Source organism: Kibdelosporangium phytohabitans (genome assembly GCF_001302585.1).
GTDB lineage: Bacteria > Actinomycetota > Actinomycetes > Mycobacteriales > Pseudonocardiaceae > Kibdelosporangium > Kibdelosporangium phytohabitans.
In genome coordinates this window covers 1,947,091-1,971,893 of the sequence record NZ_CP012752.1, presented here as the reverse complement: position 1 = coordinate 1,971,893, position 24,803 = coordinate 1,947,091, and the positions used below count along the sequence as shown (strand labels likewise).

The following is a 24,803-nucleotide window of genomic DNA, read 5'->3' as shown; positions in this document are numbered from 1 at the left end:
CGACACCCACCCCACCACGGCGAGCGCGCGCAAGCACAGAACCGGCCCAAGCACCCTGAGCGACAGCCAGCCACCACGGCGAGCGCGTCAGCGCAGATGTGGGCTTCGGTGGTGCTCCTGCCCAGAGGTCAGCCCCCGGCGAGGGAAAAGCTCGTTCCGTGCAGAAAACGGGAAAACCGTTGCAGCACAGACTGAACCCAAGCCAGAGTGGAGATCATGAACTCACCCAAGGTCTGGCTGATCACTGGGGCGAACAGCGGCTTCGGCCGCGCGATCAGCGAAGCGGCCACCGCGGCCGGTGACGTCGTCGTGGGGACGGCGCGCAAACCCGGTGCGGAAACCATCCAGCTCGACGTCACCGACACCGCGGTGATCCCCAGCGTCGTCGACGAGGTCGTGGCGCGTCACGGACGCATCGACGTCCTGGTCAACAACGCTGGGCGCGGTCAGGTCGGCGCGGCGGAGGAGACCACTGACGAGGAACTGCGGTCCCTGTTCGACGTGCACGTCTTCGGCCCGGCCGCCTTGACCAGGGCGGTCCTGCCGCACATGCGTGAACAGGGCAGCGGCGCGATCGTGCAGATGTCCAGTTTCGGCGGTCAGGTGTCGCCGCCCGGCTTCTCCGCGTACTGCGCGACGAAGTTCGCGCTGGAGGGGTTTTCCGCGGCACTCGCCGCTGAGGTCGGCCCGCTCGGCATCAAGGTTCTCATCGTCGAGCCCGGTGCGTTCCGGACTTCCTTCTCCGGCGGCGGTCTCCACGAGAGCGCGGAGATCGACGTCTACGAACCCACCGTCGGCCCAACTCGCCGGATGATCAAGGGCATCAACGGGACCCAGCCCGGTGATCCGGCCAAGGCTGCCGCCGCGATCCTCACGGCGTTGAACGCCGAGGACACTCCGCTGCGGTTGCCGCTGGGCGATGACGCGGTCGACGGCATCAGCGCGCATCTGGAATCTGTCCGCACCGAACTCGCGGCGTGGGAGCACCTGTCCCGCTCAACGAACTTCGACGCGTGAGGACCGTGGGGTGGTCCGGCCGGGCCACCCCACGGACGGGGAGGTCAGCGGCTCAGGAACGCCTGCAACCCGGCCAGGTCGTCGGTGTTGATGTGGTCGACTCCCGCCTTGCGCAGCTCGGTCCAGATCGCCTCGCGCGCGGCGCCGGGGGCGTCCGGAGTCGCCCAGAACCGAACCCGTTGACCGGCCCTGTGGGCGACGGAAACGATGTGACGCAACTTGTCGCGCTCGGCCGCCGGGAACTCGCCGGTGCCGTTCCACTTGAACAAGTTCGTCCAGTTGTCGGACACCAGCGGGGTCATCCGGGCGTCCGATCCTGGGCCGAGGTCGTCCGGGTTCGCGATCCGGCCGTCGTAGAAGGCTTGGCGGTAGCGCTGCGACGCCATCAGGTCGCGCGGGCGGTCGCCGGAGATGACGGCTGTGACCGGTCCGCGCAGCACGAAACCGTTGATGTACTGGGTGAACAGCAGCGGGTACCGGCGCATGACCTTGTCCAGCTCTGTGTACGCCGCCACGCCGTTGGTCTTGATGTCGATCAGCAGTTGGAAGGCGAAGGGTTTGCCGCGGTACACCGAGCCGGCGTTGGCTATCACGCGCTTGTACAGCGGGTCCAGGTAGAGCGACTGGAGTGTCCGCTCCGGCGTGAGGTCGTCCGGGTCGTGGCCGACGAGCAGTTGGCCGTCGACCAGGTAAATGTCCGCCTCCACGCTTGCGAAGCCGTGGTCGAGCGCGTCGAACAGGGGACGCGTGTGCTCGTAGTCGTTGTGCGCGTGCGCCTGCGGCAACGGGCGCACCTGTGGCTTGGCTGACGCTACGCCGGAGAACAGGCCGAGAATCAGCGCGAACACGCTCAAAATCACTGTCACTGACCGCATGCTGATCACCATAGGCCGCCTTGAGCTGCGAAAACATTAACGCCCGGCGAAGAGTTCCCGGTGCCGGGAAATCACCGCTGCCCTCCGTAGCGGGTCTGTTACAGTCGCGCGCATGATCAACCGGTTCGGCAGCCTGCGGACGGCCATCGCGGTGGCCACCGGCATCGTCACCCTCTACATGGGACTCGTCGTCCTCAACAACGTCACCGATTTCCCCACCAACCGGGCGTTCGTCGTGCACGTCCTCGCGATGGACACCACGTTCCAGTCGCCGAACACGATGTGGCGTGCGATCACCAACTCGACGGTCGCCCTGCTCGTGTACATCGCGATCATCGCGTGGGAGGTGCTCACCGCCGTCGTCCTCGGCATCGGCTTCGTCAAGGGTGTGCGCGGCAGCGACGGCGCTCGTTCCTACGGAACTGTCGGATTCCTGATGATGATGGCGTTGTTCGGCGCCGGGTTCATCGCGATCGGCGGTGAGTGGTTCCAGATGTGGCAGTCGCAGCAGTGGAACGGACTGCAGCCCGCCACCTTCAACTTCCTGATCGCGTCCGCCGGGCTCATCCTCACCCGAATGCATGATCGCGCGCCGGCCGTGACCTGACCCCTGCCTGCGTATTTCGCCTTGTAGCCAACAACAGAACCACGATGGGTCGCTTGCTTGCGTTGCGGGCCAAGTGGATGCTGTCCTGATGACGCGCGCCACGCCGCCCCCGTTGCAGCCGATCGGCCCACGCTCGTACGACAGTGAGACGCCCAACGCGTCCCGGATGTACGACTACTACCTCGGCGGGGCGATGAACTTCACCGCCGACCGTGAACTCGCCGAACGGGCCAAGACCGTCCTGCCGTGCACGCCGTCGCTGGCGAGGCTGAACCGGTCGTGGCTGCGCCGTGTCGTCGACATCTGCCTGGACGCCGGGATCAACCAGTTCCTCGACCTCGGTTCGGGAATCCCCACCGTCGGCAACGTGCACGAGATCGTCCAGCGGCGCGTCCCGGACGGCCGGGTGGTGTACGTCGACTACGACGCGACCGCGGTGACGCACGCCCGGAAAATCCTGGAGGACAACGAGAACGCCGGAATCGTGCACGGCGACATCCGCGACCCGGACGGTGTGCTGCACGCGCCGGAAGTCCGTGCGCTGCTGGACTTCGAGCGGCCGACAGGCCTGCTGATGGTCGGGATCCTGCTGTACGTCGGCCCCGAATACGATCCCGCCGGGCTCGTGGCGACCTACCGTGACGCGTGCGCGCCCGGCAGCCTGGTGCCGATCTCGGTGATCACCACCCAGCTCGTCGCCGACCAGGATCCCGTGACGCACAAGCAGATCCTCGACCTGATCGGGGTTTACCACGACGCGAGCGAGCAGATCCACCCGTGGGCGCCGGACGACCTGCGGTCCTGGTTCACCGGGATGGACATGCTCGATCCGGGCATCACGGTCCTGCCGGAGTGGCGGCCGGACGGCGCGCTGGAAGCCGACAACGACAGCGCGGCCCGGCTGCTGGGCATCGGCGGCATGGGACGGGTCCGGGGCGCTGACACCCCGGACCCGTCGGACCTCTAACGGTTGAGCGCCTTCACGGGCCGCTCGGCCGTCTGGTCGAAGATCTCCTGCAGCAACGGGTTCTGTTCGCCCCCGCCGGCGGTCAGGCTGCGCGGCAACGGATGCGCCTTGCCGTCGAGCGGGCCCTTGACCTCGTAGACCGAGCCGTCCTCCGGCAGCGGCGCGGTGCCGCAGATCTCGTTGCGGCCCGGCACTTCGCCGTTGAACAGGAACCGGTCGCCGAACTGCTGCACGCACGAGGACGGGCCGAGGATGTACTCGCCGTGCTGGCCCTCGTCGTCGACCGACACGAGCCTGGCGGCGTGCGACACGTCCTTGTACGTCCGCAACGCACCCTCATAGGCGGTCTGCGGGTCGAGTTCGCTGTGCACCATCAGCATCCGCGGCACGCCCTTCAGGTCGAGCTTGCGGTCCTGCGGCGGGTACGGCCAGAACGCGCACAGCGGCACACCGTTGAGGTAACCCGCCCACGGGTTCTGCCTGGCCATCCGGTCGGCTTCACGCGTGTAGAACCTCGGGTCCTTGTTCCACGCGGTGTCGTTGCACCGCACGGTGTCACCGAGCGCACCGAGGTTCACGACCTCGCCGGCACCGAGGGTGACCGGGATCTGGTAGCGGGACTTGATCGTGGCGAGCGTGTCGTACGCCTGCAGCGCCGGGGCCAGCCGTGCCCACGCGCGCTCCACGTGACCGGCCTGGACCTTGGCCGACGGCGCTTTCACCAGCTCGTCGTGCACCAGGATGTCGGTCAGCGCGCGGATGAACCGGCGGTCGTTGCCGATCACGCCGAGTACCTTGAAGTCCAGCTCGTGCGGGCGGACCGAGGTCTTCCCCGCCTGCCGCAGCGCCCCCAGCTTGCCGCGGATGGCGTCGTAGGTTCGTTGCACGTCGTCGGCCGTCGTGCCGAGGTTGCCGGTGATCTGGTCCGCGTGCCTGCCGACCCACGGCTTGAACTGCGTGTCGAACCGGCGCTGGTAGGACCACGGGTCGAAGTTGACGTTGTCCCACTGCGAGTGCGTCCAGTCCATGTTGGAGTCCAGGACGAACCGGCCGACGCGCTGCGGGTACGTGTCGGCGTACCAGCCGCCGAGCCACGTGCCGTAGCTGTAGCCCACGAAGTGCAGCAGCCGGTGGTTGAACAGGGCACGCAGGAAGTCCATGTCGTACACGGTCTGCTGGGTGCTGACGAACCGGCCGAACTCGGTCGACGCGCACGCCTTGGCGTACAGGCGCGCCTCCGCGATCTCGGTGCGGTGGGTCTGCTCGTCGCGGACGCGGTAGTCCGGGGTGGTCGGCAGCGCGGCCACTTCCTCGGACGTGGCCAGGCAGCGCAGCGCCTCGCTCTGGCCGAAGCCGCGCGGGTCGAACCCGAGCAGGTCGAAGTCGCGGAACATCTGCGGCCGGGACACCGCGAGCGTCGCGCTCAGGTTCAGCCCCGGCCCGCTGGGGCCGCCCGGGTTGCTGGTCAGCAGGCCGCGGACCGGGCCGGTGGCCTTGCTGTACGCGATCGCGACCGTGATGTCCGGGTGCGCGTCCGGGTTGTGCCAGTCCATCGGCACCTTGACCTTGGCGCAGTTGGTCGTCGGGGCCTGCGGGTGGGCCTGCTTGATCGTCGCGTCGAACGAACAGGGCGCCCACTGGATCGCCTGGTCGAGGTAGCGCTGGGGAATCGCCGGGTTGCGCGGCTCGGCAGGCTTGCGCTCAGCCTGCGCGGCGCTCGTCGGAGCGAGTGCCGCGAGAGCCATGGCGGACGCCGCCACGGCCGACACTAGGACACGTAAAGAAGCCATGCCCTATGCGTAATCGCCTGGCCACCGGCACGGGAGGGCCAGACGTCTGAACCTTCGTGAGTGTTTCGGCCGGTTAGAACCGGCCGAAACACTCACGAGGGCTTTCAGAGGGCTTGGGCCAGGCGGTCGGCGAGCAGGCGCGTGAACCGGGACGCGTCGGCCAGTTCGCCGCCCTCGGCCAGCAGGGCGATGCCGTAGATCAGCTCGGCGGTCTCGGCCGCGCCGTCCTTGCTCTCCTGGTGGGCCGCGCGCAGGCTGGTGACCAGCGCGTGGTCGGGGTTGAGCTCGAGGATCCGCTTGACCGGCGGGAGCTCCTGGCCCATCGCGCGGTACATCTTCTCCAGCGTCGGTGTGAGGTCGTTCGCGTCACCGACGATGCACGCCGGTGAGGTGGTCAGCCGCGACGACAGCCGGACCTCCTTGACGGTGTCCTTCAGCGCCTCGGTCATCCACGTCAGCAGGTCGGCGAACTCCTCGGACTTCGCCGCGGTGTCGGCGTCGGAGTCCAGGTCGACCTGGCCCTTGGCGATCGACTGGAACTGCTTGCCGTCGAACTCGGGCACCGAGCTCGCCCACATCTCGTCGACCGCGTCGGTGAGGATCAGCACCTCGTAGCCCTTGGCCTTGAAGGCCTCCATGTGCGGCGAGTTCTCGATGATCGAGCGGGACGCGCCGGTCAGGTAGTAGATGTGCTCCTGGCCGTCCTTCATCCGCCCGACGTAGTCCTTGAGCGAGGTCAGCTCGTCGGCGGAGTTCGTCGAGGCGAACGCGGAGATCTCCAGGATGGCGTCCCGGTTGTCGAAGTCGTTGACCAGGCCTTCCTTGACCGCGGCGCCGAACTCCTGCCAGAACGTCCTGTACTTCTCCGCGTCCAGCGCCTTGACCGTGGACAGCACCTTCTTGACCAGGCGGCGGCGCATCAGCTGGATCTGGCGGTCCTGCTGCAGGATCTCGCGTGACACGTTCAGCGACAGGTCCTGCGCGTCCACGACACCCTTGACGAACCGCAGGTACTCCGGCATCAGCGCTTCGCAGTCGTCCATGATGAACACGCGCTTGACGTACAGCTGGACACCGCGCTTGCTCTCCCGCATGAACAGGTCGAGCGGCGCGTGCGCCGGGATGAACAGCAGCGCCTGGTACTCGAAGGTGCCCTCGGCCTGCATCTGGATGATCTCGAGCGGATCGGTCCAGTCGTGGCTGATGTGCCGGTAGAACTCCTTGTACTCCTCCTCGGTCGCCTCGTCCTTCGACCGCGCCCACAGCGCCTTCATCGAGTTCACGGTCTCGAACTCGGTCGTGGTGGTGGTCTCGCCCTCTTCGGACTTCTCGGTCTTCTCGACCTTGAGCCGGACCGGCCAGGTGATGAAGTCGGAATACCGGCGGATGATCTCGCGCAGCTTGTACTCGGCGGTGTAGTCGAAGAGGTGGTCCTCGGCGTCCTCGGGCTTGAGGTGCAGGATCACCGAGGTGCCCTGCGGGGCGTCGTCGGCCGCCTCGATCGTGTACGTGCCCTCACCAGCGGATTCCCACTTGGTGCCGCCGGTCTCGCCTGCTTTCCTGGTCACCAGCGTGACCTTGTCGGCGACCATGAAGCTGGCGTAGAAACCGACGCCGAACTGGCCGATCAGGTCGGCCGAGTTCTCCTTGCTCTCCTTGAGCTTGCGCAGCAGCTCCGCGGTTCCGGACTTCGCGATCGTGCCGATCAGGTCGACGACCTCGGCTCGGGACATCCCGATTCCGTTGTCCCGGACGGTGAGCGTGCGCGCGTCTTTGTCGGCTTCCAGCTCGATGCGCAGGTCGTCGGTGTCGACGGCCAGTTCCTTGTCCTGGAAGCCCGCGAGCCTGACCTTGTCGAGCGCGTCCGAAGCGTTGGAGATCAGCTCACGCAGGAAGATGTCCTTGTTCGAGTAGATCGAATGAACCATCAGCTGCAGCAGCTGGCGTGCCTCGGCCTGAAACTCGAGCGTTTCCATCTGGGTGTCCACCCGCCGATTATCTCAACGCCCCGTCGCGGCGTCATCGCCTGGTCCTGTGCCGCCCGCGGCACAGGACCAGGCGGTAGATCAACTGCGCCGACAGGTGAAGCTGTCCGCCGAGTTCGGGTCGCCGCCCTTGTACCTGGCCACCGCCGGGTACAGGCACAGCTCGCGGCTGGCCTTGCCGTCGGCGGTACGGGCGGGCAGGGTCCGCGGCGCCTTGCCCTGCTCGACCCAGCCGACCAGCGCGGCCATCGGGTCGACCGGGGCCGCGCCCGCGCCACCGGCGCAGTGGTCGACGCCCGGCGCCAGGAAAACCCGGTAGAAGTCGTCCACGTTGCCGGCCCGGTGGCCGACCCGGTCGCGGTAGTCGACCGTGCCCTGGTACGGGATCAGCGCGTCGTCCGTACCGTGCCAGGTGATCATCTTGCCGCCTGACCTGCGGAACGCCGACAGGTCAGGGTCGTCGGTGCCGATCACCGGGTTGTAGCGCGCCCGCGATTCGGCGAACACGCGGTAGTACTGCGCGTAGGACATCTTGCTCACGTCGAACGCCGGGTCGCGCTTGATGAAGTACTGCACCCAGGTCGCGGAGATCTCGAACGGCGGCTGCCCGGCGACCCAGCCGAGGTCGGTGCCCCTGTTGAAGCCGTACCAGCCGTGCGGGCCGTCCCAGATCTTGCGGATGACCTCGGCGTCCGCCCGGGAGACGGTGATCTCCTTGCCGTCGCAGACGATCTTCGTGCCGACCAGGTCGGACGGGTTGTAGCGGCACTGCCTCGGGTCGTTGACCACGCGGTCGGCCACGCCGTCGATCCGGTCGCACGCGTCGACCGCCGCCTTCTCGAACGCGTCCAGCTCGCACGGCGAGAGCTGGTTGCGTTCCTCGTTCTGGACCACCGCCGGCCACAGGTTGGCCACGAGGAACCGGTCCCAGTTGATCGCGGGCGCGGCGGCGTTGATCCCGTCGTAGTCGTCCGGGTAGCGCTGGGCGTTCATCAGGCCCTGCCGCCCGCCCGTCGAGCAGCCGTTCCAGTACGAGTGGTCCGCCGGGCGCCCGTAGTACTGCGCGGTCACGGCCTTGCCCGCGACCGCCATGTCGTGCAACGACCGGGAGGCGAAGTTGCGCAGCAGCTCAGTGTTGACGTTGCCGTTGGCGTCCAGTGCCCACTTGGCCGGACTGGCTCCGTTGCTGTCCACGCCACCGTCGGTCGTGGCGGCCGCGTAACCGAGTTTGGCCTGTTCGGCCAGCATCCCGTCGAAGGGAGCGCCCATCGAGTAGCCACCGCCGCCGACGCCCTGGAACCGGCCTTTCCAACCAGTGGCGGGCAACCACAGCTTCACGGTGACCCTGTCGCCGACGCCGGGATGCGTCAGCACCGCCGTCACCTCGCAGTACGGCGGGACGCCGGTGACAGGCGGGATCGGGTACTCGGGCGGGTACTCCACGGTCCCGCCCGGCTTGTCGATCGCCGTCACCGAGACGACGTCGGCGCCGGGAACCGCCGGCTTGCCGATCGAGCCGCAGCCCTGCACGGCCGACGCCGTTGCCGGTGTACTGATCACGAACGTCGCGGAAACCAGCGCCACCATGGCGCCGACCAGTCGTTTCATCGTTCTCCCCTGATCAGAGTCCTACTCACCGTAACTGATCAGTTCGCCCGGATGACGCTATCCGGGGTGACGAGCTTTCGCTTAGCTGACGCTATGCGAATCGTTGATCTTGCGACCCGCCCCGACCTCGCGGAGGCCGCGCTCGACCTGGGCGATGTCGGGGGTCAGTTCATCTACGCGGGTGCCAGCGGGAAGATGATCAGCCTGGACCGGTTCCGCGAGCAGTGGGCCCGGTATTTCCTGATCGCGGTCGATGACGACGACGTGCCGATCGCGCGCACGCTCTCGGTGCCGTTGGCCTACCCCGCACCGGATCGCGCCGAACTGCCCGACCACGGCTGGGACGAGGCGGTGCAGTGGGCCGCGCAGGACAAGATCGACGGACGCGCGCCGAACGCGTTGTGCGCGCTGGAAGTCGTGATCGATCCCCAGCACCGCGGCAAGCACCTGTCGTCGGAGATGCTCAAGGCGCTCAAGGCACGCGCGGCGGAGACCGGGCTGTCGCGGCTGATCGTGTCGGTGCGGCCGATCGGCAAGGAGGACGAGCCGGACACCCCGATGGAGGAGTACGCCTTCCGCCGCCGCCCGGACGGTCTGCTCGCCGACCGCTGGCTGCGCACGCACGAGCGGCTGGGCGCCGAGCTGATCAAGATCTGCCCGTTCGCGGTGACCATCTCCGGCTCGTTCGCGGACTGGAAGCAGTGGGGCAACGTCGATCTGGTCGACGGTGACAACTTGTTCCCCGGCGGGATCGCGCCGATCATCGCGTCGGCCGCGCGGGGTTACGGCGTGTACGTCGAGCCGAACGTGTGGATGGAACACCCGATGTAGGAAGCGGGCCGTCCGGCTGCCGGACGTGCGCGGTCCCGGCCTGGTGCAGGGTGCCAGGCCGGGACCGCTCAGGAGGCAATCACCTGATGTTGACGTCGATGCACACGTAGAACGCGTTCGCGGTGTCCGCGATGTTCCACACGACGAGCAACTTCTGGCGGCCCTTGTAGCTGCCGAGGTTCACGTTGTGCGTCAACGTCGACGGCGGACGGGCACCACCATCGCTCTTCGACCACACGCGGGTGCCACCGATGAAGTACTCCCACGTGCTGGTCGCGTGCGAGGCGGTGATCCGCCATGTGAACGCCTGGCTCGAGCTGACATCCTGGACCTGCCAGCCCATGCTGTCGTTGTTCAGCTCACTGAACCTGCCGACGTTGCCGTGGCAGTTGCGCAGACCCTTGGGGCCTTCGACGCTCTGCGGCTCGTACTTGATGCTGCCGCACTGAACGACGCCACGCTTGCATTGGTCCTGCCGGCTGGACGGACTGGTGATCCATCCGTGTGCCGACGCCGTCCCGGGAAGGACGATGGCGAGCAGGGGCGCGATCAGAAGTCCGACAACGGCCGCGATGAAACTGCGCTTCATACTTTCAGCTCCTCAAGACGACGAGCTGCGGTCCGGTGCGCGCGCCGACCGGCACCGTCCGCCCGGTGCCGATACCAAACACAAGACCTGCAGGGGTTTTGTGGTCTAGACCATACTAACGTCCGACGTGTCGGTCAAGAGATGGCAAAACCGGGCAGCTACCCGGCGTTCCCGGCCGACGGTGACGACCAGCGCTTTGCCGCCGGTCCACGTGACGGAAACGCCGTTCGTTCACCGTAGGTAAGTGTGCGCCACGGACCCGCCCTTACGGAAGAGGTGGACTGGACCAATTACGGAGCGCTTGCCGCCCGTGATCTCGACAAGCGCCGGTATGTCCCATGTGGACACACCGGCTGATCGCCACCGGTACCCCGCCGACCTGGCGAAACAGACAAAATTCACCCTGCGCTGATTCCCTGTTATGGCGCTGGGCCGAATGCAGCATTGACGGTGCCACCGGTTACCACTTGTATCGGGGAGACGTCTACGCGTAGGCAAGTTCTGTCCCTGCACACGGTCCGATGCCGCCGGGCGCGGTGAGTGCGCCCGGCGCCGAGGGCTGTCCTGAGATCCGGCGTGCCCGCCCCTGCTCCCCTGCGTCCGGGCGCGCCCTGTGGAGGACTGCTGATGAATCGCAAGCGAGCGGGCCTGGCCATGACCGCCGGCCTCGCCTTGGTTGTGTCGACGCTGACGGCACTGGCGCAATCCGTTCAGGCCGAGGAACTCGCCACACGGGCCGCCGACCGCGCGGGTGTGGCACTGGCGCAGAGCCCCGACGAGTCGTTCCACCGTTCCGCGACGACCCCAGGCGCCGCGGGACTGTATTACTCGTCCTACCAACGGACCTATCGCGGCCTCGAAGTGGTCGGCGGCGACGCCGTGATCGTCACCGACAGCAAGGGAGCCGTGCACGACCAGATCAAGGCCGACACCGCACGGATCGACGTCGACGTCCGGCCCGCGCTCAGCGCGAGCAGCGCACGGGACATCGCGCTCAAGCAGCTCGGCTCGGTGGACAAGACAAGCGAACGCCTGATCGTCCTCGCCGGCGAGCGGCCGTCGTTGGCGTACGAAGTCGTGCTCAACGGCTGGGCGGCCGAACACGTGCCCAGCGTGCTGCACGTCTACGTCGACGCGAACACCGGCGCCGTGCTGAGCAGCTGGGACGAGGTCAAGGCAGGCACCGGCAACAGCTTCTACAACGGCAACCCGGTGACGATCAACACCCAGCAGAGCGGCAGCACGTTCTCGACCATCGACCCGACGCGCAACGGCGTCCGGTGCGCCCGGTCGAGCAACCAGCAGGTGTTCACCGGCCCCGACGACAACTGGGGCAACGGATCCGGCACCGACCTGGAAACCGCGTGCGTCGACGCGCTGTACGCCGCCCAGCAGCAGTGGGACATGCTGCGCAGTTGGCTGGGACGCAACGGCATCGACGGCAACGGCCGCGGATTCCCCGCCCTCGTGGGTCTCTCCGCTGTCAACGCGTACTGGAACGGCAGCACCGCCTCGTTCGGCCGGTCTCAGGACGGGCGGCGCCAGGTCGTCCCGATGGACGTCGTGGCGCACGAGTTCGGCCACGGCATCTTCCAGTTCACGCCGGGCGGATCCAGCGGCGGCGGCAACGAGAAGGGCGGCCTCAACGAGTCAACCGGCGACATCTTCGGCGCGTTGACCGAGCACTTCGCCAACAACCCGAACGACCCGGCGGACTACGAGGTCGGCGAAGAGGTCAACCTGGTCGGCAACGGCCCGATCCGGTACATGCACCAGCCCTCCCAGCGCAACCACCCGAACTGCTACAGCTCGTCCATCCCGAGCACCGAGGTGCACGCGGCGGCAGGCCCGCAGAACCACTGGTTCTACCTGCTCGCCGAGGGCACCAGCCCCGGTGGCGGCAAGCCGAACAGCCCGACGTGCAACAACACGACGATCACCGGCATCGGCATCCAGAAGGCAGGCCAGGTCTTCTACAACGGACTGCTGCGCAAGACGTCGACGTGGACGCACGCCCGCGCCAGGCTCGCCACCCTGCAGGCGGCCAAGGCGATCTTCCCGGGCAGCTGCACCGAGTTCAACGCCACCAAGGCGGCGTGGGCAGCGGTGAGCGTCCCGGCGCAGGCAGGCGAACCCGCTTGCCCGTGACCTGATCACGCGGTGGCGGGCCGGTCGATCGGGCCGGGCCCGCCACCACGGATCACCTCGACCAGACTGGCGAAGCTCTCCGCGCCACGACCGGCGGCGATCCCCCGCGCGGTGAGCGCCTGGACCACCTTCGGCAGCGCGGCGTCCATGCCGCGCTGCTCTGTCACGGTGATCAGGTCGCGCATCAGCGGCTCGTCGAGTTCGAGCCATTCCTCCTCTCCCGGGTAACTCCCGGCGTCGATCTGGCCCGCGTAGTCGTCTATGACGTCCGCGACCGTGGTGCGCAACCACTCGTTGAGCATCGGCGTGAACGCTCGCGCGGCGACTCCCGCCGAGGTGAGCAGCGCCGCCGTCTGCAGGTAGCCGGCCAGCGTGGCCCACGCGAAGTTCAGCATCGCCGCGTCGTAGAGCGAGGCCGTGCCCGCGTCCGGCCCGAGGTACGTCGCCGACCCGAGCCGGGCGAGCTGACTCTCGTTCCTGGCGAACACTTCCGGCGATCCACTGTAGACCAGTACCGTCTCCGGGCGGCCGACGTGTTCGGGGTGCGCCATCAGCGCTCCGTCCAGATACCTGCCGGTGAACAGGTTCGCCGCCCCGGCCGCCTGCCCGCTCGTGCCGGACGTCAGGTTCACGATGTCCGCGCCGTCGGGCAGAGGCGGGATCCGGGCGTACTCCTCGACGCACACCACGACCAGATCAGCCTGTGCCGGCGCGGTTTCCGCCGCGGGCACGCCCAGCGCCGCCGCGATCGCCCCGGCACGGGGATTCGTTCCGACCACCACCGTTCGCATGAACCTACATTATGTAGGTTTGCGGGTCGTGGCAAGTCGTCTCACGACGAGGCTGGCGGTGGCGATCGCGTCGTCGCGCGAGATCCGGTGGTCCGCGGCCGCTCGTGCCAAGCCGTCGACCGCGCTGAACATCCCGGTCAACGCGGGCAGATCCAGCCGCGCGTACGGTTCGAGCGCCTGCCGGAACTCCGTGACGTAGAACTCCCGCGACTCCCGCAGCACCTGCCGCGTCTCCGGGCTGCCGGACAGCGCGGCGACGACCTCCTCGCACTCCTCGCCCGCGTGCACCACCGCGTCGACGTACGCGGTGCTCAGCACGGACGCGACCGCGCCGAGCGAGCGGGCACGTTCCCGCAACGCCTCGCGCATCGTCGAGACGATCGTCTGGTCGTAGTCGCGGTAGAGCTCGACCAGCAGCCCTTCGCGGGTGCCGAAGTGGTCGTACACGACCGGCCGCGACACCCCCGCCCTGTCCGCGAGGGTGACCAGCGTCAGCGCGTTGGTACCGCCGGCGCGGATGATCTCCGACGCCGAGTCCAGCAGCTGCCGACGCCGGTCAGCACGACTCAACCTGCTCATGTGTCCATTTAGCCATATGCCCTTCCGCAGCAGCGGCAACGGTCTTCGACCGGCTGCGCGCCCGCGCCCTTGAGCTGCGCCTGCTGCCACTGCTGGTGCCACCGTCTGATCTCCGCGTTGTGCTTGGCCGCGAGGACCGCACCGTCGCGGTACTGCGCCAGCGCCCGGACGAACGACTGCACGAAATCGATCTTGGGCAGGCGTTTGCCGTTCAGTATCTCGCTGATCGTCGACGGCGACAGCGGGTGGCCGCCGGACTGGGCGGCGAGTTCGCACACCCGGTGATAGCTGGGTTTGCCGCACCTGATGTGCAGCGCTCGTAAGCTGGCAGCGAACTCGTTGGCTTGCTGGGTCGGCACGGCGGCTTCTCCCCTTTCACAAATGGCGCGCCCGAAACGTCTCGGCGGAATGATCGCAAGCCGGATATCCGCCCTTGTCCGGTTTCGTTCGGCGATGTTCGACGCCCCCTCGACGGCCGCACCCCGGCGAACCTTGCCTACCAGGTATTTCACCTCGACCACACATCAGCGGCACCAGTGGACTGATCCATTTGGTTGAACCTTTGCTCTACCGAGTGGCGTCTCATCCTTTGGTCTGCCGTTTGACAGCGCCCGTACGCCGTCGGGACCATTCCGCGCATGAGTGCTGGTGTCGCCCTCGTCCGGCGGCTTCACGTGGACCTGGCCATGCAGGCCAGTTCACTGTAAGCGGCTTCCCGCTCCCCACCTCACGAATACCCACGACACGCGTGCGTTCCCGCGCGCCGTTTTCCCGTGGAATGAACCCATCCAATGAACAAGGAGTTGTTCATGTGGTCGAATTCGCCGCGATGGCGAAAAACCGTGATCGGCGCGGCGGCGAGCCTGCTCGCTGTCGGCGCGCTGACCTACAGCGGTGCGAGCAGCGTCGCGTACGCCGATGTCCGCACGTTCGTCGACGCGCGGAAAGGCTCTGACGGCAAGCAGTACTGGGTGAAGAACCACCTGGTCACCAGCCAGGTCAGGGCCGCGGAAGGGCAGCGCAAGAAGTGGCTGCTGGTGTGGGCCGGTGACGAGAACATCGCCGACACACTGGTCAAGGACCTCAAGAACCTGCCGGGCTCCCTCGCGGGCGGCCTGAACAAGGTGACCAACGCCTTGCCGGGCCCGGACTTCCTCGCCGTCATCGACGCGACCGAAGGCTCCCCCGCGTACGGAAAGGTCGTCAACACGGCCACGGTCGGTCCGCTGGTGGAGAACGAGCCGCACCACATGCAGTACGTGTGGCACAAGGGCGACACCATCTACGCGGGTGCGCTGTTCGCCGCGGCGACGTACACGTTCGACGTCTCCGCGCTGCCCGAGTTGAAGCTCAAGGGAATCAGCCTGCCGACGAACACGCTCGGCGGTTCGGTGCCCGACGCGTACTGGACGTTGAAGGACGGCACGGCCTACGGCACGTACATGGGCGGGCCGGTCGTTCCGGGTCCGCACGTCTACGCCAACGGCCAGACCGTGGTGGGCAACGGCTTCGCCGGCAGCCCCGGCGCGCTGATCCGGTTCGACCGGACGGGCAAGGTGCTGTCGCAGACGTCGGCCGCGACCCCGCAGGGCGACAACGAGAAGCTGTGCGCGAACCTGCCGAGGCTCGGCAAGCCGACGTGCGCCAACCCGCACGGCATCCAGGCGCGTGAAGACCTCAACACGTTGGTCACCAGCGACTACGCCGAACCGCGCAACATCATCCTCGACCCGGTCAAGGCCCCGTCGCCGTACCTGCGGCGCCCGACCGTGCGCACGTGGGACATCACCGAGCGGGACAAGCCGAAGCTGCGCGCGGTGTCGTACCTCCAGGACGGCCCTCGCGCCGATCCCGCCGACCCGCTGCACCAGGAAAGCCGTGCGGTCATGGAGACGACTGTGACCAACCTGCCCGGCCACAAGGGCGCGTTCGCCCAGACCATGCAGGGCGGTGCGGTGCACTACACGCCGGACATCACGGCACCGAACCCGAAGTGGGTCGAGGTGTTCGACGACGGCGCCGCGAACAAGGCGATCCACCCGGCCAACGACTCCAACGGCGGCGGGTCCAACGGCGGCTGGATCCAGACCAGCCCGGACGACAAGTACCTGTACCGCGCGATCTCCGGCCGCGGCAAGGGAGCGCTCGGCCCGGACGACCCCGGCACCACCGGTGGCGTGTACGTGCTGGACATCCAGAAGCTGCTGGCGGCGGGCACCGGCTTCCAGTGCAAGATCGACACACTGGACGAGGCACGGAAGGGCGGTGCGGAAGCCGACTGCCCGACCGTCGCCGGTGCCGCGCCGATCAACCCGGGGCAACCCGCCGCAGGCCCGCACTGGGGCGCGTACGACAACTTCAAGCTCGGCGAGGACGGTTTCTACCACGAGACCACGTCTCCCGAGCGCCTGGCGGTGTCGAACTACTTCGTCGCACGGACCGGGCTCGACGGTGACCACAAGGTCAACATGCTCAAGCTGGGCAAGGACGGCAAGCTCACCCTGGACGCCGCGTTCAAGGACGAGTTCACCGGCCAGCCGGGCATCAACTTCAACCGCAAGCAGTGGCCGCACGGCGCCTTCGGCAACGCCAAGCCGCACTCGGAGCTGTTCGTCATCGCGGACGCGGATGTGAAGTGACCATGGAGCACTCGCACGGTGATCCGCTCGGCGGCATCCCGCCGGAGGCGTCGTCCGCGTGGCCGTTGTGGCTGCGTCTGGCCCTGGTGCTGACCACGGCGTTCGTCGCCGGGATCGGGTTCGCCCAGACCGGCGAGCTGTCCCGGCGGCTGCGCTCGGGCACGGTACTGCTCGCCGCCGCCTCCGCCGCGCTGTCGTTGGTGTCCATTGTGGCCGTCAACGTGAACGTGTTCGGCGGGCTCGGCCACGCTGTGCTGGTCAGCGCGGTCGCGGTGCTGCTGGGCAAACCCCGGTACGCACGGTGGGTGGCGGGCGCGTTGATCGTGCTGGTCGTCGCGGAGACGACCGTGTGGACCGCCGGCGAGGGCTCCTCACTGCAGTTGGTTCTGGACACGGCGTACGTGGTCGCGGCGGTCGCGTGGCTCGGGTACGCCTTGCTCGACCGGAGCCGTCCGCTGTGGGTGTTCGGCGGTGTCCTGGTGGTGGCCGGGTTGATCAGGTTGGGGACGTCCGGGCTGGTGTTCGACCGCCGGATCTACTCGACCGCGCTCGGTTTGGTCCTGCTGGCCGCCATCCTCGTCCCGGTGATCGGGATGTTGATGTCCCGCACGGACACTGCGAAGTACACAGCGGGCGCGGTCGCGGCGGCGTTGGTGGCGTGGAGCGCCGCCGCGGCCGTACCGGCTCCGCCCGAGTTGCCGGTTCCCGGAGTCCCGGTCCTGGTCGAGGCCAGTGTCGCCGGCCAACGGGTGCCGGTGCTGATCAGCCCGCACCGGCCGGGGCGCAACCTGGTGCACGTCCCGGCCAGCGCGGGTGCCGTGCAGGTCAGCGTGCCGGGCCGGGCACCGGTCAACGCCTCCCCGGTCGCCGGTGCGGAAGGCTCGTGGGCCGAGGTGGACCTGCCCGCGGGCCGTGGCGAAGTGGTGGTGGCCAAGGGTTCGGCGTCGGCATCGGTCGATGTGGACACCGGGGACCAGCCGGGCCCGTCCCTCGCGACAGGGGTGGACGGTCCCGAGTGTGCCAGCGCCGCGCTGGGTGGCCTGGTCGCCGGGGTCCGCCAGGTGCTGACGCGTTGCCCGGCCGCCGCGCTGTCCGATGAGGACGCGGACGCGTTGCGCAAGCTGGTGTCGTTCCTGAACTCCCGTGGCGTCAAGGGGATCACGCTCGTCTCGGATGATTCCGAGCGGAGTGTCCGCGCCGCCGCTGTGGTCCGGGACGCTGCCACGAACGCGGGCATCCGCATCGGCGGGGACCCTCGACAGGACAACGCGCTGGTCGCGGTCGCCGGGTGGTCGGTGGCTGCGAGCGCGTTGCCCAAGGTCACCGCGCAACAAGCGGAGGCACCAGTCCATCCACATGGGATCTACGTGGCCCCATGGCTGCTCAACACACCGATCGGCACGTCGGTCACCACGTTCTCGGTGCCCCTGCGGTTCGACCCGCGCGAGGAGTCGGCTGTGTCCTACGCGGTCACTGTCGGCAACAAGTTCGGCGGTGAAAGCCCCACGATCGCCGGTTTCCACGCGTGGCGCGGATCTGTCCCGGCCACCGGGGCGCAGATCTACGCGGTGGCACAGGTGACCGCGATGCCGATGGGACCGGACGAGGTGCACGCGCCCGGCATGCCGATGATCGAAGAACTGGCAGGGCAGTGGATCGCCAAGGCCACCGTCGTGCCCGTCAGTGCCCAACTCGATTGACACGGAGGAACCCTTGCGCAAAGCAGTGATCATCGCGATCTCAGTCCTTGGACTGGGCCTCGTGACTGGTGGCGCCGCCGCCGCCGAGACACCAGTCTGGGTGCTGCCCGGAGTGGATCTCGGCAGCGTGCTGGCGCCTGCCACCGGCCTGCCACAGGCCATCGCCCCGGTGTTCGACCTGCTCAAGCTGGTCGGCGGCTGAAAGGAAGTCAGATGAGGAAGACCATCACGGCGGTCGCGGCAACGCTGTTCGTGCTCAGCGCGGTACCGGCCACGGCTGACCCGGTGATCGTGGACGAACCGGACACCAGCGACCTGAACAACACGTGGACGTTCGCGCCGCTCGGCATCCCGGTGTTCGGGCTGATCCAGTCGGTCGTCAAGGCACCGAACGGGATCATCCCCAACTGAGCCACCCGGCCCCCGAGTCCCAGCCGCCCCCGCGGCTGGGACTCTCCCCATGAGGACAGGAGGTCCCGGTGACCACCCCCGCAGAGACACAGCTGTTCCCCACGTCGTGCGCCGCGCCGGTGCCGCGGCCCGCCGAGCCGGTCAAGGTGGTCCCGCTGGCCGTCGCCGGCGCGCTGGCAGCGGGACTGACCTGGTACGTCTGGGCTTCGTTCGGCGCGAAACCGGCCGTACTGCTCATTCTGGGCCTCGGACTGGGACTGGCGCTGTTCCATTCCCGGTTCGGGTTCACTTCCGCGTGGCGGCAGCTGATCGCGGTCGGCAACGGCCAGGGCCTGCGGGCGCACACGTTGTTGCTCGGCACGGCGGCCACGCTGATCGCGTTGATCATCTCGACCGGCTCCGGCTTGTTCGGCTCGGTTCCGCAGGCCAGTGGCGGACCGCTCGGACTGGCGCTGTTCGTCGGCGCGGTGTTGTTCGCGATCGGCATGCAACTCGGCGGCGCGTGCGCGTCCGGCACGCTGTTCGCCGTCGGCTCGGGGCAGTCCGCGATCGTGTTGACACTCGGCGGTTTCATCGCCGGTTCGGTGTTCTACACGTGGGCTTTCCCGTTGTTCACCGGGTGGCCCGCGCTGCCGGGTGTGCTGCTGGCCGACCACGTCGGCTGGCTCGGGTCGTGGCTGATCACGATCGGCGCGCTCGTGGCGATCGTGTGGGTCACCAAACTGGTGCAGGCCAAGCGCAACCCGCCACCGGTCGACGTGGTGCCGACCGCGCACGGACCAGCCCGCGTGTTCCGCGGCTCGTGGCCGGTGCTCGTCGGCGCGATCGTGCTCGGCGTGCTCGCGGCGGCCGTTTTCCTGGTGTCCGGCGGGATCTGGGGCGTGACGTCCGCGTTCGCGTTGTGGGGAGCCAAACTCCTCCAGCTGTTCGGGGCGCACCCGGAGACGTGGGAGTTCTGGCGGTCGACCGCCAACGCGAAGTCGCTGGCCGCGCCGATCTGGACGGACAAGACCAGCCTGACCAACATCGGCATCATGATCGGCGCGGCGGTCGCCGCCGCGGCGGCCGGTGCGTGGAAGATCCACAGCCAGATCCCGTGGCGGACCGCGCTCGCAGCGGTGCTCGGTGGGGTGCTGATGGGTATCGGCGCCCGGCTGGCCGGTGGCTGCAACATCGGCGCCTACCTCGGCGGCATCTCGGTCGGCAGCCTGCACGGCTGGTTGTGGGGGCTGTTCGCGCTGGGCGGGACGTGGATCGGCCTGCGCCTGCGGCCGCTGTTCGGCCTCGGCAACCCCAAGCCGTCGGACAGCATCTGCTAGGCCGCCGGATCAAGGCAGTTGCGCCCCGAGGAGATCTGTGGGTACCCTCGGGGCGTCTCCCTTTGTGGATGCAGGCAGTCGGCCTCCCGCAAAGAGTCTTTCTTCACCACCTTCGCCGGACGACTTTTCCCGGCATACCCACACCTTGAGGAACACCCATGCACGAAATCACCGGAATTCTCGACATAGTGGACGGCAAAGCGCATGTCCGGGCGGAGGGCTACCTGCCCGGTCCCGGCGACGTCCAGGTCCCCATCGGACTGGTCCGCAAGCACGGCATCCGCCGTGGTGACACGGTCGCGGGCCGCGCGGACGAGCGCAGGCTCACCGAGGTCGACTCGGTCAACGGCCAGCCGCCGCGGCCCCGTCCCGACTTCGCCGACCTGGTCACCGTCTACCCCGACGAACGGCTCAAGCTGGAAACCGAGCAGCACGAGCTGACCACGAGGGCGCTCGACCTGCTGATGCCGGTCGGCAAGGGCCAGCGAGCCCTGATCGTGGCCCCGCCGAAAGCGGGCAAAACCACTGTCCTGCAAGCAATCGCGCACGGCATTGCGAAGAACCACCCGGAATGCCACCAGATGCTGCTGCTGATCGGCGAACGACCGGAGGAGGTGACCGACTTCGCCAGGTCCGTGCCCGGCGAGGTGATCGCCGCCACCTTCGACCTGCCGCCGCGCGACCACGTCGCCATCGCCGAACTGGCCGTCGAACGCGCGAAACGGCTCGCCGAGGCAGGCAAGGACGTCGTGATCGTGATGGATTCGCTGACCAGGCTCGGCCGCGCCTACAACCTGAGCGCGACCAACTCCGGCCGGATCCTGACCGGGGGCATCGACTCCGGCGCGCTGGTGCACCCGAAGCGTCTGCTCGGCGCGGCCCGCAACATCGAGAACGGCGGCTCGGTCACCATCTTCGCCACCGCTCTCGTGGAAACCGGATCGGTGGGCGACAGCGTGATGTTCGAGGAGTACAAGTCGACGGGCAACGCCGAGGTCAGGCTCGACCGCGGCCTGGCCAACAAGCGGGTCTTCCCGGCGATCGACCCCGGCCAGACCGGCACTCGCCGCGAAGACCTCCTGCTGACGCCCCATGAGCAGGTGGCGACCAAGATCGTGCGGCGTGCCCTGCACGACCGCGACATCACTGTCCTGCTCGACAAACTACGTCAGACGCAGACCAACGACGAGTTCATACACCGGCTGCCGCGATGAGCGTTCCTCCTTGACACCGTTGCGAGCAAAGGGTTTCACGGCAGTATCTGGTCGGTTCGGGCTGCGGATCGCGCACGCTTGCCGGCTGGACCCTGTGCCACGTTGACAGCTTTTCGTTGTCGGCTCCTTTTTGGCTATGCCTTTGTTCTTGACCCTCCGGTGGGTTGGGGCGGCGCCGATGTGACATGGGAACCCCCGGGGTGGCCTCATCGAGCGTAAAGGCGGAGTCCCTTGCAGTACCTATGGCACCGCACTGTCCAAAGTGGCGGGGCTCTCCACGCCCACAAGCTCACGGCCACCCCCACCCATGTAAAATCGGCACCGCTCTTGGGTTTTCGGACTTTTGGTGCTGAACCCCTTTGCTTTGCGGGATTTGCGGGCTTCTGGCCTCTGGCTATTGCTCTCGGCCTCTGCTTCCTGAGGCGGGGGAAGCGGTAAGCAGGTATCGCCAGCAAGCATGCGCAAGATCTCGGAGAACTGGCTGGAACGCAACCAACACCGTATGACCAGCGCTGGTAGCCGCACATGGGGCCGGAAGCCGCACTCCAACGTAACCAGCAGCGCTGACGCAATCAGACATCATCCGTCAAAAACCCGGCACACGACGGCGAGCGGGCCATAGGTGGGCACGCTTACACACTCACCATGCACCCGCGCACAGCGCACCCCAAGCACCCGCCAGTAGCAGCGCAAGCCAAGCACCCACCAGCAACAGCGCGGCCCAGCATGAGGCGGGCTGGCTCGCCGGGCTGGCCGAGCTGAAGCGGATGCACGAGCTGGGTGACGAGTGGCAGCCGCTGACCACCGAGCTGCCCGACACCTGACGTAAGCAACCCAGGTTGACTATGCCCGATTTTGTCAACTAGAGTTGCTCGCATGTCCGAGCTACCGAACCAGCCCGCCGACGGTCTCGCGGCCGTGGTGGCATTGCGGCGACTGGCCGACCAGCTGGAAGACGCGGCCGTCGAGCAGGCGATGCGGTCCGGCTGGAGCTGGCCCCAGGTCGCCGAGGCGCTGGGGATCACGCGTCAAGCGGTGCACAAGAAACACGCCCAGCGGCTGATCGCCGCGGGCGTGCGGCTCAGGAGGCGTTGATGGCGAGCAACTTCGACAAGTACCTGCACAAACTCATCGAGCAAGCGGGGCAAGAAGCCCACCAGGACCGGTCGGCGACGATCGAGGCGCAGCACCTGCTGCTCGCCATCGCGGTCGATCCGGACCCGGCTACGAAGCACGTGCTGAGTGAGTCCGGCCTGGACCACGACAGCATCAAGGCCGCGCTGGACAACGAGTTCGAGCACAGCCTCAACGCGGTCGGCGTGTCGTCGAAGACCTTCGACCTGACCGGCCACCGGCAGCATCCCCCGAAGGACGTGGGCGCGTCGTTCAAGGCCGCGCTGGAACGGAGTTTCACCGTCAACCGCAAGCAGGACCTGCGCCCGGCGCACATCCTGCTTGGGATCCTCCAGGCGGAGCACGGAACCGTGCCACGCGCACTGCGACTGGCCGGTGTGGACCAGCAGGCGCTGGTGGCACGCGCCCGGCTGGCCGTCGCCTGAAAGCCCTGTCCACAGGTCACACCAGCAGGATGATCGTGAGTCCGACGACGACATCCAGCACACCACACCACTCGGAGAACGCGCGCGGCACGACCTTGTCGTAACGGTGGTGGACGTAGTCCCACGCACCGTGCAGTAGCCAGCCCGCGCCGATCAGGTACTTGGCCACGTCATCCGGCACGGCCAGCGCGACTCCGACAAGCACCAGGTACACACCGAATCCGGCGAGTTGGACGCCCAGCACACCCGGTTCACGCAAACGCTTGCGGTACGCGCCGATCGCCAGGTACGCGGTCGGCAGGACCATCAGGGCGATCGCAGGCGGGTACAGCGGCGTGAACCAGCTTTCGATCGTCATCAGCAACGCGAGCCACGTCGGCCACCGGTGTTTCAACGCGGTCATCGCCCTGCCTGACGAAGGCGCCGGTCCGTGGTGGTGCACGGTGTACTCGGAGCGCCGCAGGAGCATGACGGCGAACATCGCGGGCAGCATCAGGACGTGCCCGCCGATCATCAGGGCATCAGCCGAGATCACGTCCAGCCAGTAAGGCACGAACAGAACCAGGAAAGGCACGTACATGGCGGCGCCCATCTCGGCGATGGGCGCCCAGCCGTGCCCGCGGACACGCATCCATATCGACATACCGACAGTCATGTTCGTGGCCATCACCAGGGCGCTGACGTCCGGGCGCGCCAGAGTGCTCCACCAGCCGAGCGAAATGCTCCACAGCGGACCGAACAGGAGCATCCCCGCGACCATCGCGACGACCATTTCCGCGTAGTGCCGGGCGAACCGCCCGTTGAGAGCCAGGGTGTGAGTCATGAACTGAGCGTGCTGCGACCGGCGCGCAACTCCCACCCCCGCGCAGTCACCTCTCGACCATGCGGATCGCACAGCTCAAGCGTGCATACTGCGACCATGGGGAACATAGACGTACGGCCCGCCACCTCGCACGACGCACCACAGGTCGCGGAGATCTGGTACCACGGCTGGCGGGACGGCCACCTCGGCAACGTGCCGGACGACCTGGCCGAGGCTCGTTCCGAGGAGTCGTTCCGGGAACGAGCGGGTCAGCGCGTCGAGGACACGACGGTGGCGACCGCGGACGGCACCGTGGCCGGTTTCGTCATGGTCGTCGGCGACGAGGTCGAGCAGGTCTACGTCTCAGCCGGGCACCGGGGCACCGGGATCGCGGCGGCGCTCCTCGCCGAAGCGGAGAACCAGGTCGCCCGCAACGGCCACAGCCAGGCGTTCCTCGTGGTCGTCCCCGGCAACGCACGCGCCCGCAGGTTCTACGAGCGCAACGGCTGGACCGACGACGGCCTGTTCGACCACCACGCGGCCGGGATCGTCTTCCCCGCCCACCGGTACGTCAAGCCACTAGTCCAGTAGCGCCAAGTCCTTCGGCACCAACGTCGTCGACCGCAGCAACTCCCGCAACAGGTTGTCGTTCAACGCGTTGCCGACCGGTTCGCCGACTTCCTCACGAGTCAGACCGGGAACGCCGTCACGCGACAGCGCCTCACGCACCGTCTTGACCCGGTGCTCGACCTTCTTCGCCGTCCAGCCGGTCGCCTTGTCGAGCTCCGCCAGCAGGTCCGCGGCCTGCTGCCAGGTCAGCGGCTGGGCGCCGGGGTCGTGCCGCAGGTAACGCTGCCCGAGCGCCACCAGCACCAGGCGTTCCTCGCCGGTGAGGGCGTACCGGCGGGGCATGTCGGTTTTCTCGGTGTGCCGGGACGCGGGTTTGGCGCCGTCCGTTCCGCTCACGAACACCTCGAGCAGGTGCTCGCGTTCACGGGAACCCGGCACGAGCAGCGGGGTGTAGCCCTCGGCGAGCGGGATCGCCTCCTCCTCGGCGAACAGCCATTGGGCGCGGGGCAGGCGGATCGGTCTGCGGCCGGTGTTGCGCAGCCACCAGCGGCCCTGCCAGTGCCGCAGTTCGCCGTGCCGCCTGCTGACCTGGCGGTCGTCCTCGCCGATGCAGATGTGCACCTCGGGGCGGTTGCGTCCGAAGTAGACCACCCGGCCCTCGCTCGGGCCGACCGAGTAGCCACCGCCGAGCGCGAGGGCGTGCACCGAGCCGGACACCGCCCGCGCCACACCGTTGACCAGGCTGTCGTGTCCTCGTGGCAGCAGCAGTCCGCCCGCGTACCGCAGATCGGGGTTCATCAAC

General features: G+C 67.9%; 24 protein-coding genes. 14 read left to right on the top strand and 10 right to left on the bottom strand.

What is annotated here, in order from left to right:
* Window positions 1–216 precede the first annotated feature (216 nt).
* Window positions 217–1,017, top strand: a complete 801-nt coding sequence (locus tag AOZ06_RS09020; RefSeq protein ID WP_054296513.1) for an SDR family NAD(P)-dependent oxidoreductase — start codon at window positions 217–219, stop codon at window positions 1,015–1,017.
* A 44-nt stretch (window positions 1,018–1,061) separates the two neighbouring features.
* On the opposite strand, the gene AOZ06_RS09015 is transcribed toward AOZ06_RS09020, so the two are convergent.
* Complete coding sequence (locus AOZ06_RS09015) at window positions 1,062–1,892, bottom strand: phosphatidylinositol-specific phospholipase C/glycerophosphodiester phosphodiesterase family protein (protein ID WP_157232932.1); 831 nt, start codon at window positions 1,890–1,892, stop codon at window positions 1,062–1,064.
* Window positions 1,893–2,004: 112 nt separating this feature from the next.
* Here AOZ06_RS09015 and AOZ06_RS09010 point away from each other — a divergent pair, with 112 nt between their 5' ends.
* Both AOZ06_RS09010 and AOZ06_RS09005 read left to right on the top strand, forming a co-directional pair.
* The gene (locus AOZ06_RS09010; RefSeq protein ID WP_054289019.1) at window positions 2,005–2,499 is read left to right on the top strand and encodes a DUF2165 domain-containing protein; all 495 of its coding nucleotides are present in this window, start codon (window positions 2,005–2,007) and stop codon (window positions 2,497–2,499) included.
* An 88-nt stretch (window positions 2,500–2,587) separates the two neighbouring features.
* Window positions 2,588–3,466 carry an SAM-dependent methyltransferase gene (locus AOZ06_RS09005; RefSeq protein WP_054289018.1) on the top strand — a complete coding sequence of 293 codons (879 nt, stop codon included), beginning with the start codon at window positions 2,588–2,590 and terminating at the stop codon, window positions 3,464–3,466.
* On the opposite strand, the gene AOZ06_RS09000 is transcribed toward AOZ06_RS09005, so the two are convergent.
* The 3 genes from AOZ06_RS09000 to AOZ06_RS08990 all read right to left on the bottom strand — a co-directional run bounded on the left by AOZ06_RS09000 (window position 3,463) and on the right by AOZ06_RS08990 (window position 8,849).
* Complete coding sequence (locus AOZ06_RS09000) at window positions 3,463–5,256, bottom strand: alpha/beta hydrolase (protein ID WP_054289017.1); 1,794 nt, start codon at window positions 5,254–5,256, stop codon at window positions 3,463–3,465. The genes AOZ06_RS09005 and AOZ06_RS09000 overlap by 4 nt on opposite strands.
* A 104-nt stretch (window positions 5,257–5,360) precedes the next feature.
* A complete protein-coding gene (gene htpG, locus AOZ06_RS08995) occupies window positions 5,361–7,244 on the bottom strand; it encodes a molecular chaperone HtpG (protein ID WP_169798886.1) in 1,884 nt (627 codons plus the stop codon).
* Window positions 7,245–7,322: 78 nt separating this feature from the next.
* Window positions 7,323–8,849 (bottom strand): tannase/feruloyl esterase family alpha/beta hydrolase, encoded by a 1,527-nt coding sequence (locus tag AOZ06_RS08990; RefSeq protein WP_054289016.1) that lies wholly within the window; start codon window positions 8,847–8,849, stop codon window positions 7,323–7,325.
* Between the two features lie 93 nt (window positions 8,850–8,942).
* On the opposite strand from AOZ06_RS08990, the gene AOZ06_RS08985 reads away from it, so the two are divergent.
* The gene (locus AOZ06_RS08985) at window positions 8,943–9,680 is read left to right on the top strand and encodes an N-acetyltransferase (protein WP_054289015.1); all 738 of its coding nucleotides are present in this window, start codon (window positions 8,943–8,945) and stop codon (window positions 9,678–9,680) included.
* A 79-nt stretch (window positions 9,681–9,759) separates the two neighbouring features.
* Here the strand turns inward: AOZ06_RS08985 and AOZ06_RS08980 are convergent, their stop codons facing one another.
* Window positions 9,760–10,269 (bottom strand): lytic polysaccharide monooxygenase auxiliary activity family 9 protein, encoded by a 510-nt coding sequence (locus AOZ06_RS08980; RefSeq protein ID WP_054289014.1) that lies wholly within the window; start codon window positions 10,267–10,269, stop codon window positions 9,760–9,762.
* Window positions 10,270–10,896: 627 nt separating this feature from the next.
* On the opposite strand from AOZ06_RS08980, the gene AOZ06_RS08975 reads away from it, so the two are divergent.
* The gene (locus AOZ06_RS08975; RefSeq protein ID WP_054289013.1) at window positions 10,897–12,417 is read left to right on the top strand and encodes a M4 family metallopeptidase; all 1,521 of its coding nucleotides are present in this window, start codon (window positions 10,897–10,899) and stop codon (window positions 12,415–12,417) included.
* A gap of 5 nt (window positions 12,418–12,422) precedes the next feature.
* Here the strand turns inward: AOZ06_RS08975 and AOZ06_RS08970 are convergent, their stop codons facing one another.
* From AOZ06_RS08970 to AOZ06_RS08960, 3 genes are read right to left on the bottom strand one after another with little or no spacing between them, the layout of a single operon-like run.
* Window positions 12,423–13,208 carry an imine reductase family protein gene (locus tag AOZ06_RS08970; RefSeq protein ID WP_054289012.1) on the bottom strand — a complete coding sequence of 262 codons (786 nt, stop codon included), beginning with the start codon at window positions 13,206–13,208 and terminating at the stop codon, window positions 12,423–12,425.
* 9 nt (window positions 13,209–13,217) lie between these two features.
* The gene (locus AOZ06_RS08965; RefSeq protein ID WP_063809994.1) at window positions 13,218–13,787 is read right to left on the bottom strand and encodes a TetR/AcrR family transcriptional regulator; all 570 of its coding nucleotides are present in this window, start codon (window positions 13,785–13,787) and stop codon (window positions 13,218–13,220) included.
* 8 nt (window positions 13,788–13,795) lie between these two features.
* Window positions 13,796–14,146: a helix-turn-helix domain-containing protein gene (locus AOZ06_RS08960; protein ID WP_054289011.1), complete on the bottom strand. Its 351-nt coding sequence runs from the start codon at window positions 14,144–14,146 to the stop codon at window positions 13,796–13,798.
* A 450-nt stretch (window positions 14,147–14,596) separates the two neighbouring features.
* Between AOZ06_RS08960 and AOZ06_RS08955 the strand changes: the two genes are divergently transcribed.
* The 8 genes from AOZ06_RS08955 to AOZ06_RS08920 all read left to right on the top strand — a co-directional run bounded on the left by AOZ06_RS08955 (window position 14,597) and on the right by AOZ06_RS08920 (window position 22,629).
* Entirely contained in the window at window positions 14,597–16,426 is a 1,830-nt protein-coding gene (locus AOZ06_RS08955) for a hypothetical protein (RefSeq protein WP_054296510.1), read from the top strand.
* 2 nt (window positions 16,427–16,428) lie between these two features.
* Window positions 16,429–18,126: a hypothetical protein gene (locus AOZ06_RS08950; protein WP_054289010.1), complete on the top strand. Its 1,698-nt coding sequence runs from the start codon at window positions 16,429–16,431 to the stop codon at window positions 18,124–18,126.
* A 13-nt stretch (window positions 18,127–18,139) separates the two neighbouring features.
* A complete protein-coding gene (locus tag AOZ06_RS08945) occupies window positions 18,140–18,328 on the top strand; it encodes a hypothetical protein (protein WP_157232931.1) in 189 nt (62 codons plus the stop codon).
* Window positions 18,329–18,339: 11 nt separating this feature from the next.
* The gene (locus tag AOZ06_RS08940; RefSeq protein WP_157232930.1) at window positions 18,340–18,537 is read left to right on the top strand and encodes a hypothetical protein; all 198 of its coding nucleotides are present in this window, start codon (window positions 18,340–18,342) and stop codon (window positions 18,535–18,537) included.
* Between the two features lie 68 nt (window positions 18,538–18,605).
* Complete coding sequence (locus AOZ06_RS08935; RefSeq protein WP_083471588.1) at window positions 18,606–19,856, top strand: YeeE/YedE family protein; 1,251 nt, start codon at window positions 18,606–18,608, stop codon at window positions 19,854–19,856.
* A 158-nt stretch (window positions 19,857–20,014) separates the two neighbouring features.
* Entirely contained in the window at window positions 20,015–21,070 is a 1,056-nt protein-coding gene (rho, locus tag AOZ06_RS08930; RefSeq protein ID WP_054289007.1) for a transcription termination factor Rho, read from the top strand.
* 876 nt (window positions 21,071–21,946) lie between these two features.
* On the top strand, window positions 21,947–22,165 hold the full coding sequence (locus tag AOZ06_RS08925; protein WP_054289006.1) for a hypothetical protein: 219 nt from the start codon (window positions 21,947–21,949) through the stop codon (window positions 22,163–22,165).
* The gene (locus AOZ06_RS08920; RefSeq protein ID WP_054289005.1) at window positions 22,165–22,629 is read left to right on the top strand and encodes a Clp protease N-terminal domain-containing protein; all 465 of its coding nucleotides are present in this window, start codon (window positions 22,165–22,167) and stop codon (window positions 22,627–22,629) included. Before AOZ06_RS08925 ends, AOZ06_RS08920 begins: the two co-directional genes overlap by 1 nt.
* A 16-nt stretch (window positions 22,630–22,645) precedes the next feature.
* Here the strand turns inward: AOZ06_RS08920 and AOZ06_RS59735 are convergent, their stop codons facing one another.
* Window positions 22,646–23,452, bottom strand: coding sequence for a DUF6010 family protein (locus AOZ06_RS59735; RefSeq protein WP_054296508.1), 807 nt, complete (start codon window positions 23,450–23,452; stop codon window positions 22,646–22,648).
* A gap of 96 nt (window positions 23,453–23,548) precedes the next feature.
* On the opposite strand from AOZ06_RS59735, the gene AOZ06_RS08910 reads away from it, so the two are divergent.
* Window positions 23,549–24,022 (top strand): GNAT family N-acetyltransferase, encoded by a 474-nt coding sequence (locus AOZ06_RS08910; RefSeq protein WP_054289004.1) that lies wholly within the window; start codon window positions 23,549–23,551, stop codon window positions 24,020–24,022.
* Here AOZ06_RS08910 and AOZ06_RS08905 read toward each other — a convergent pair.
* Window positions 24,011–24,799 (bottom strand): FHA domain-containing protein, encoded by a 789-nt coding sequence (locus AOZ06_RS08905; protein WP_083472589.1) that lies wholly within the window; start codon window positions 24,797–24,799, stop codon window positions 24,011–24,013. The genes AOZ06_RS08910 and AOZ06_RS08905 overlap by 12 nt on opposite strands.
* Window positions 24,800–24,803: the final 4 nt, after the last annotated feature.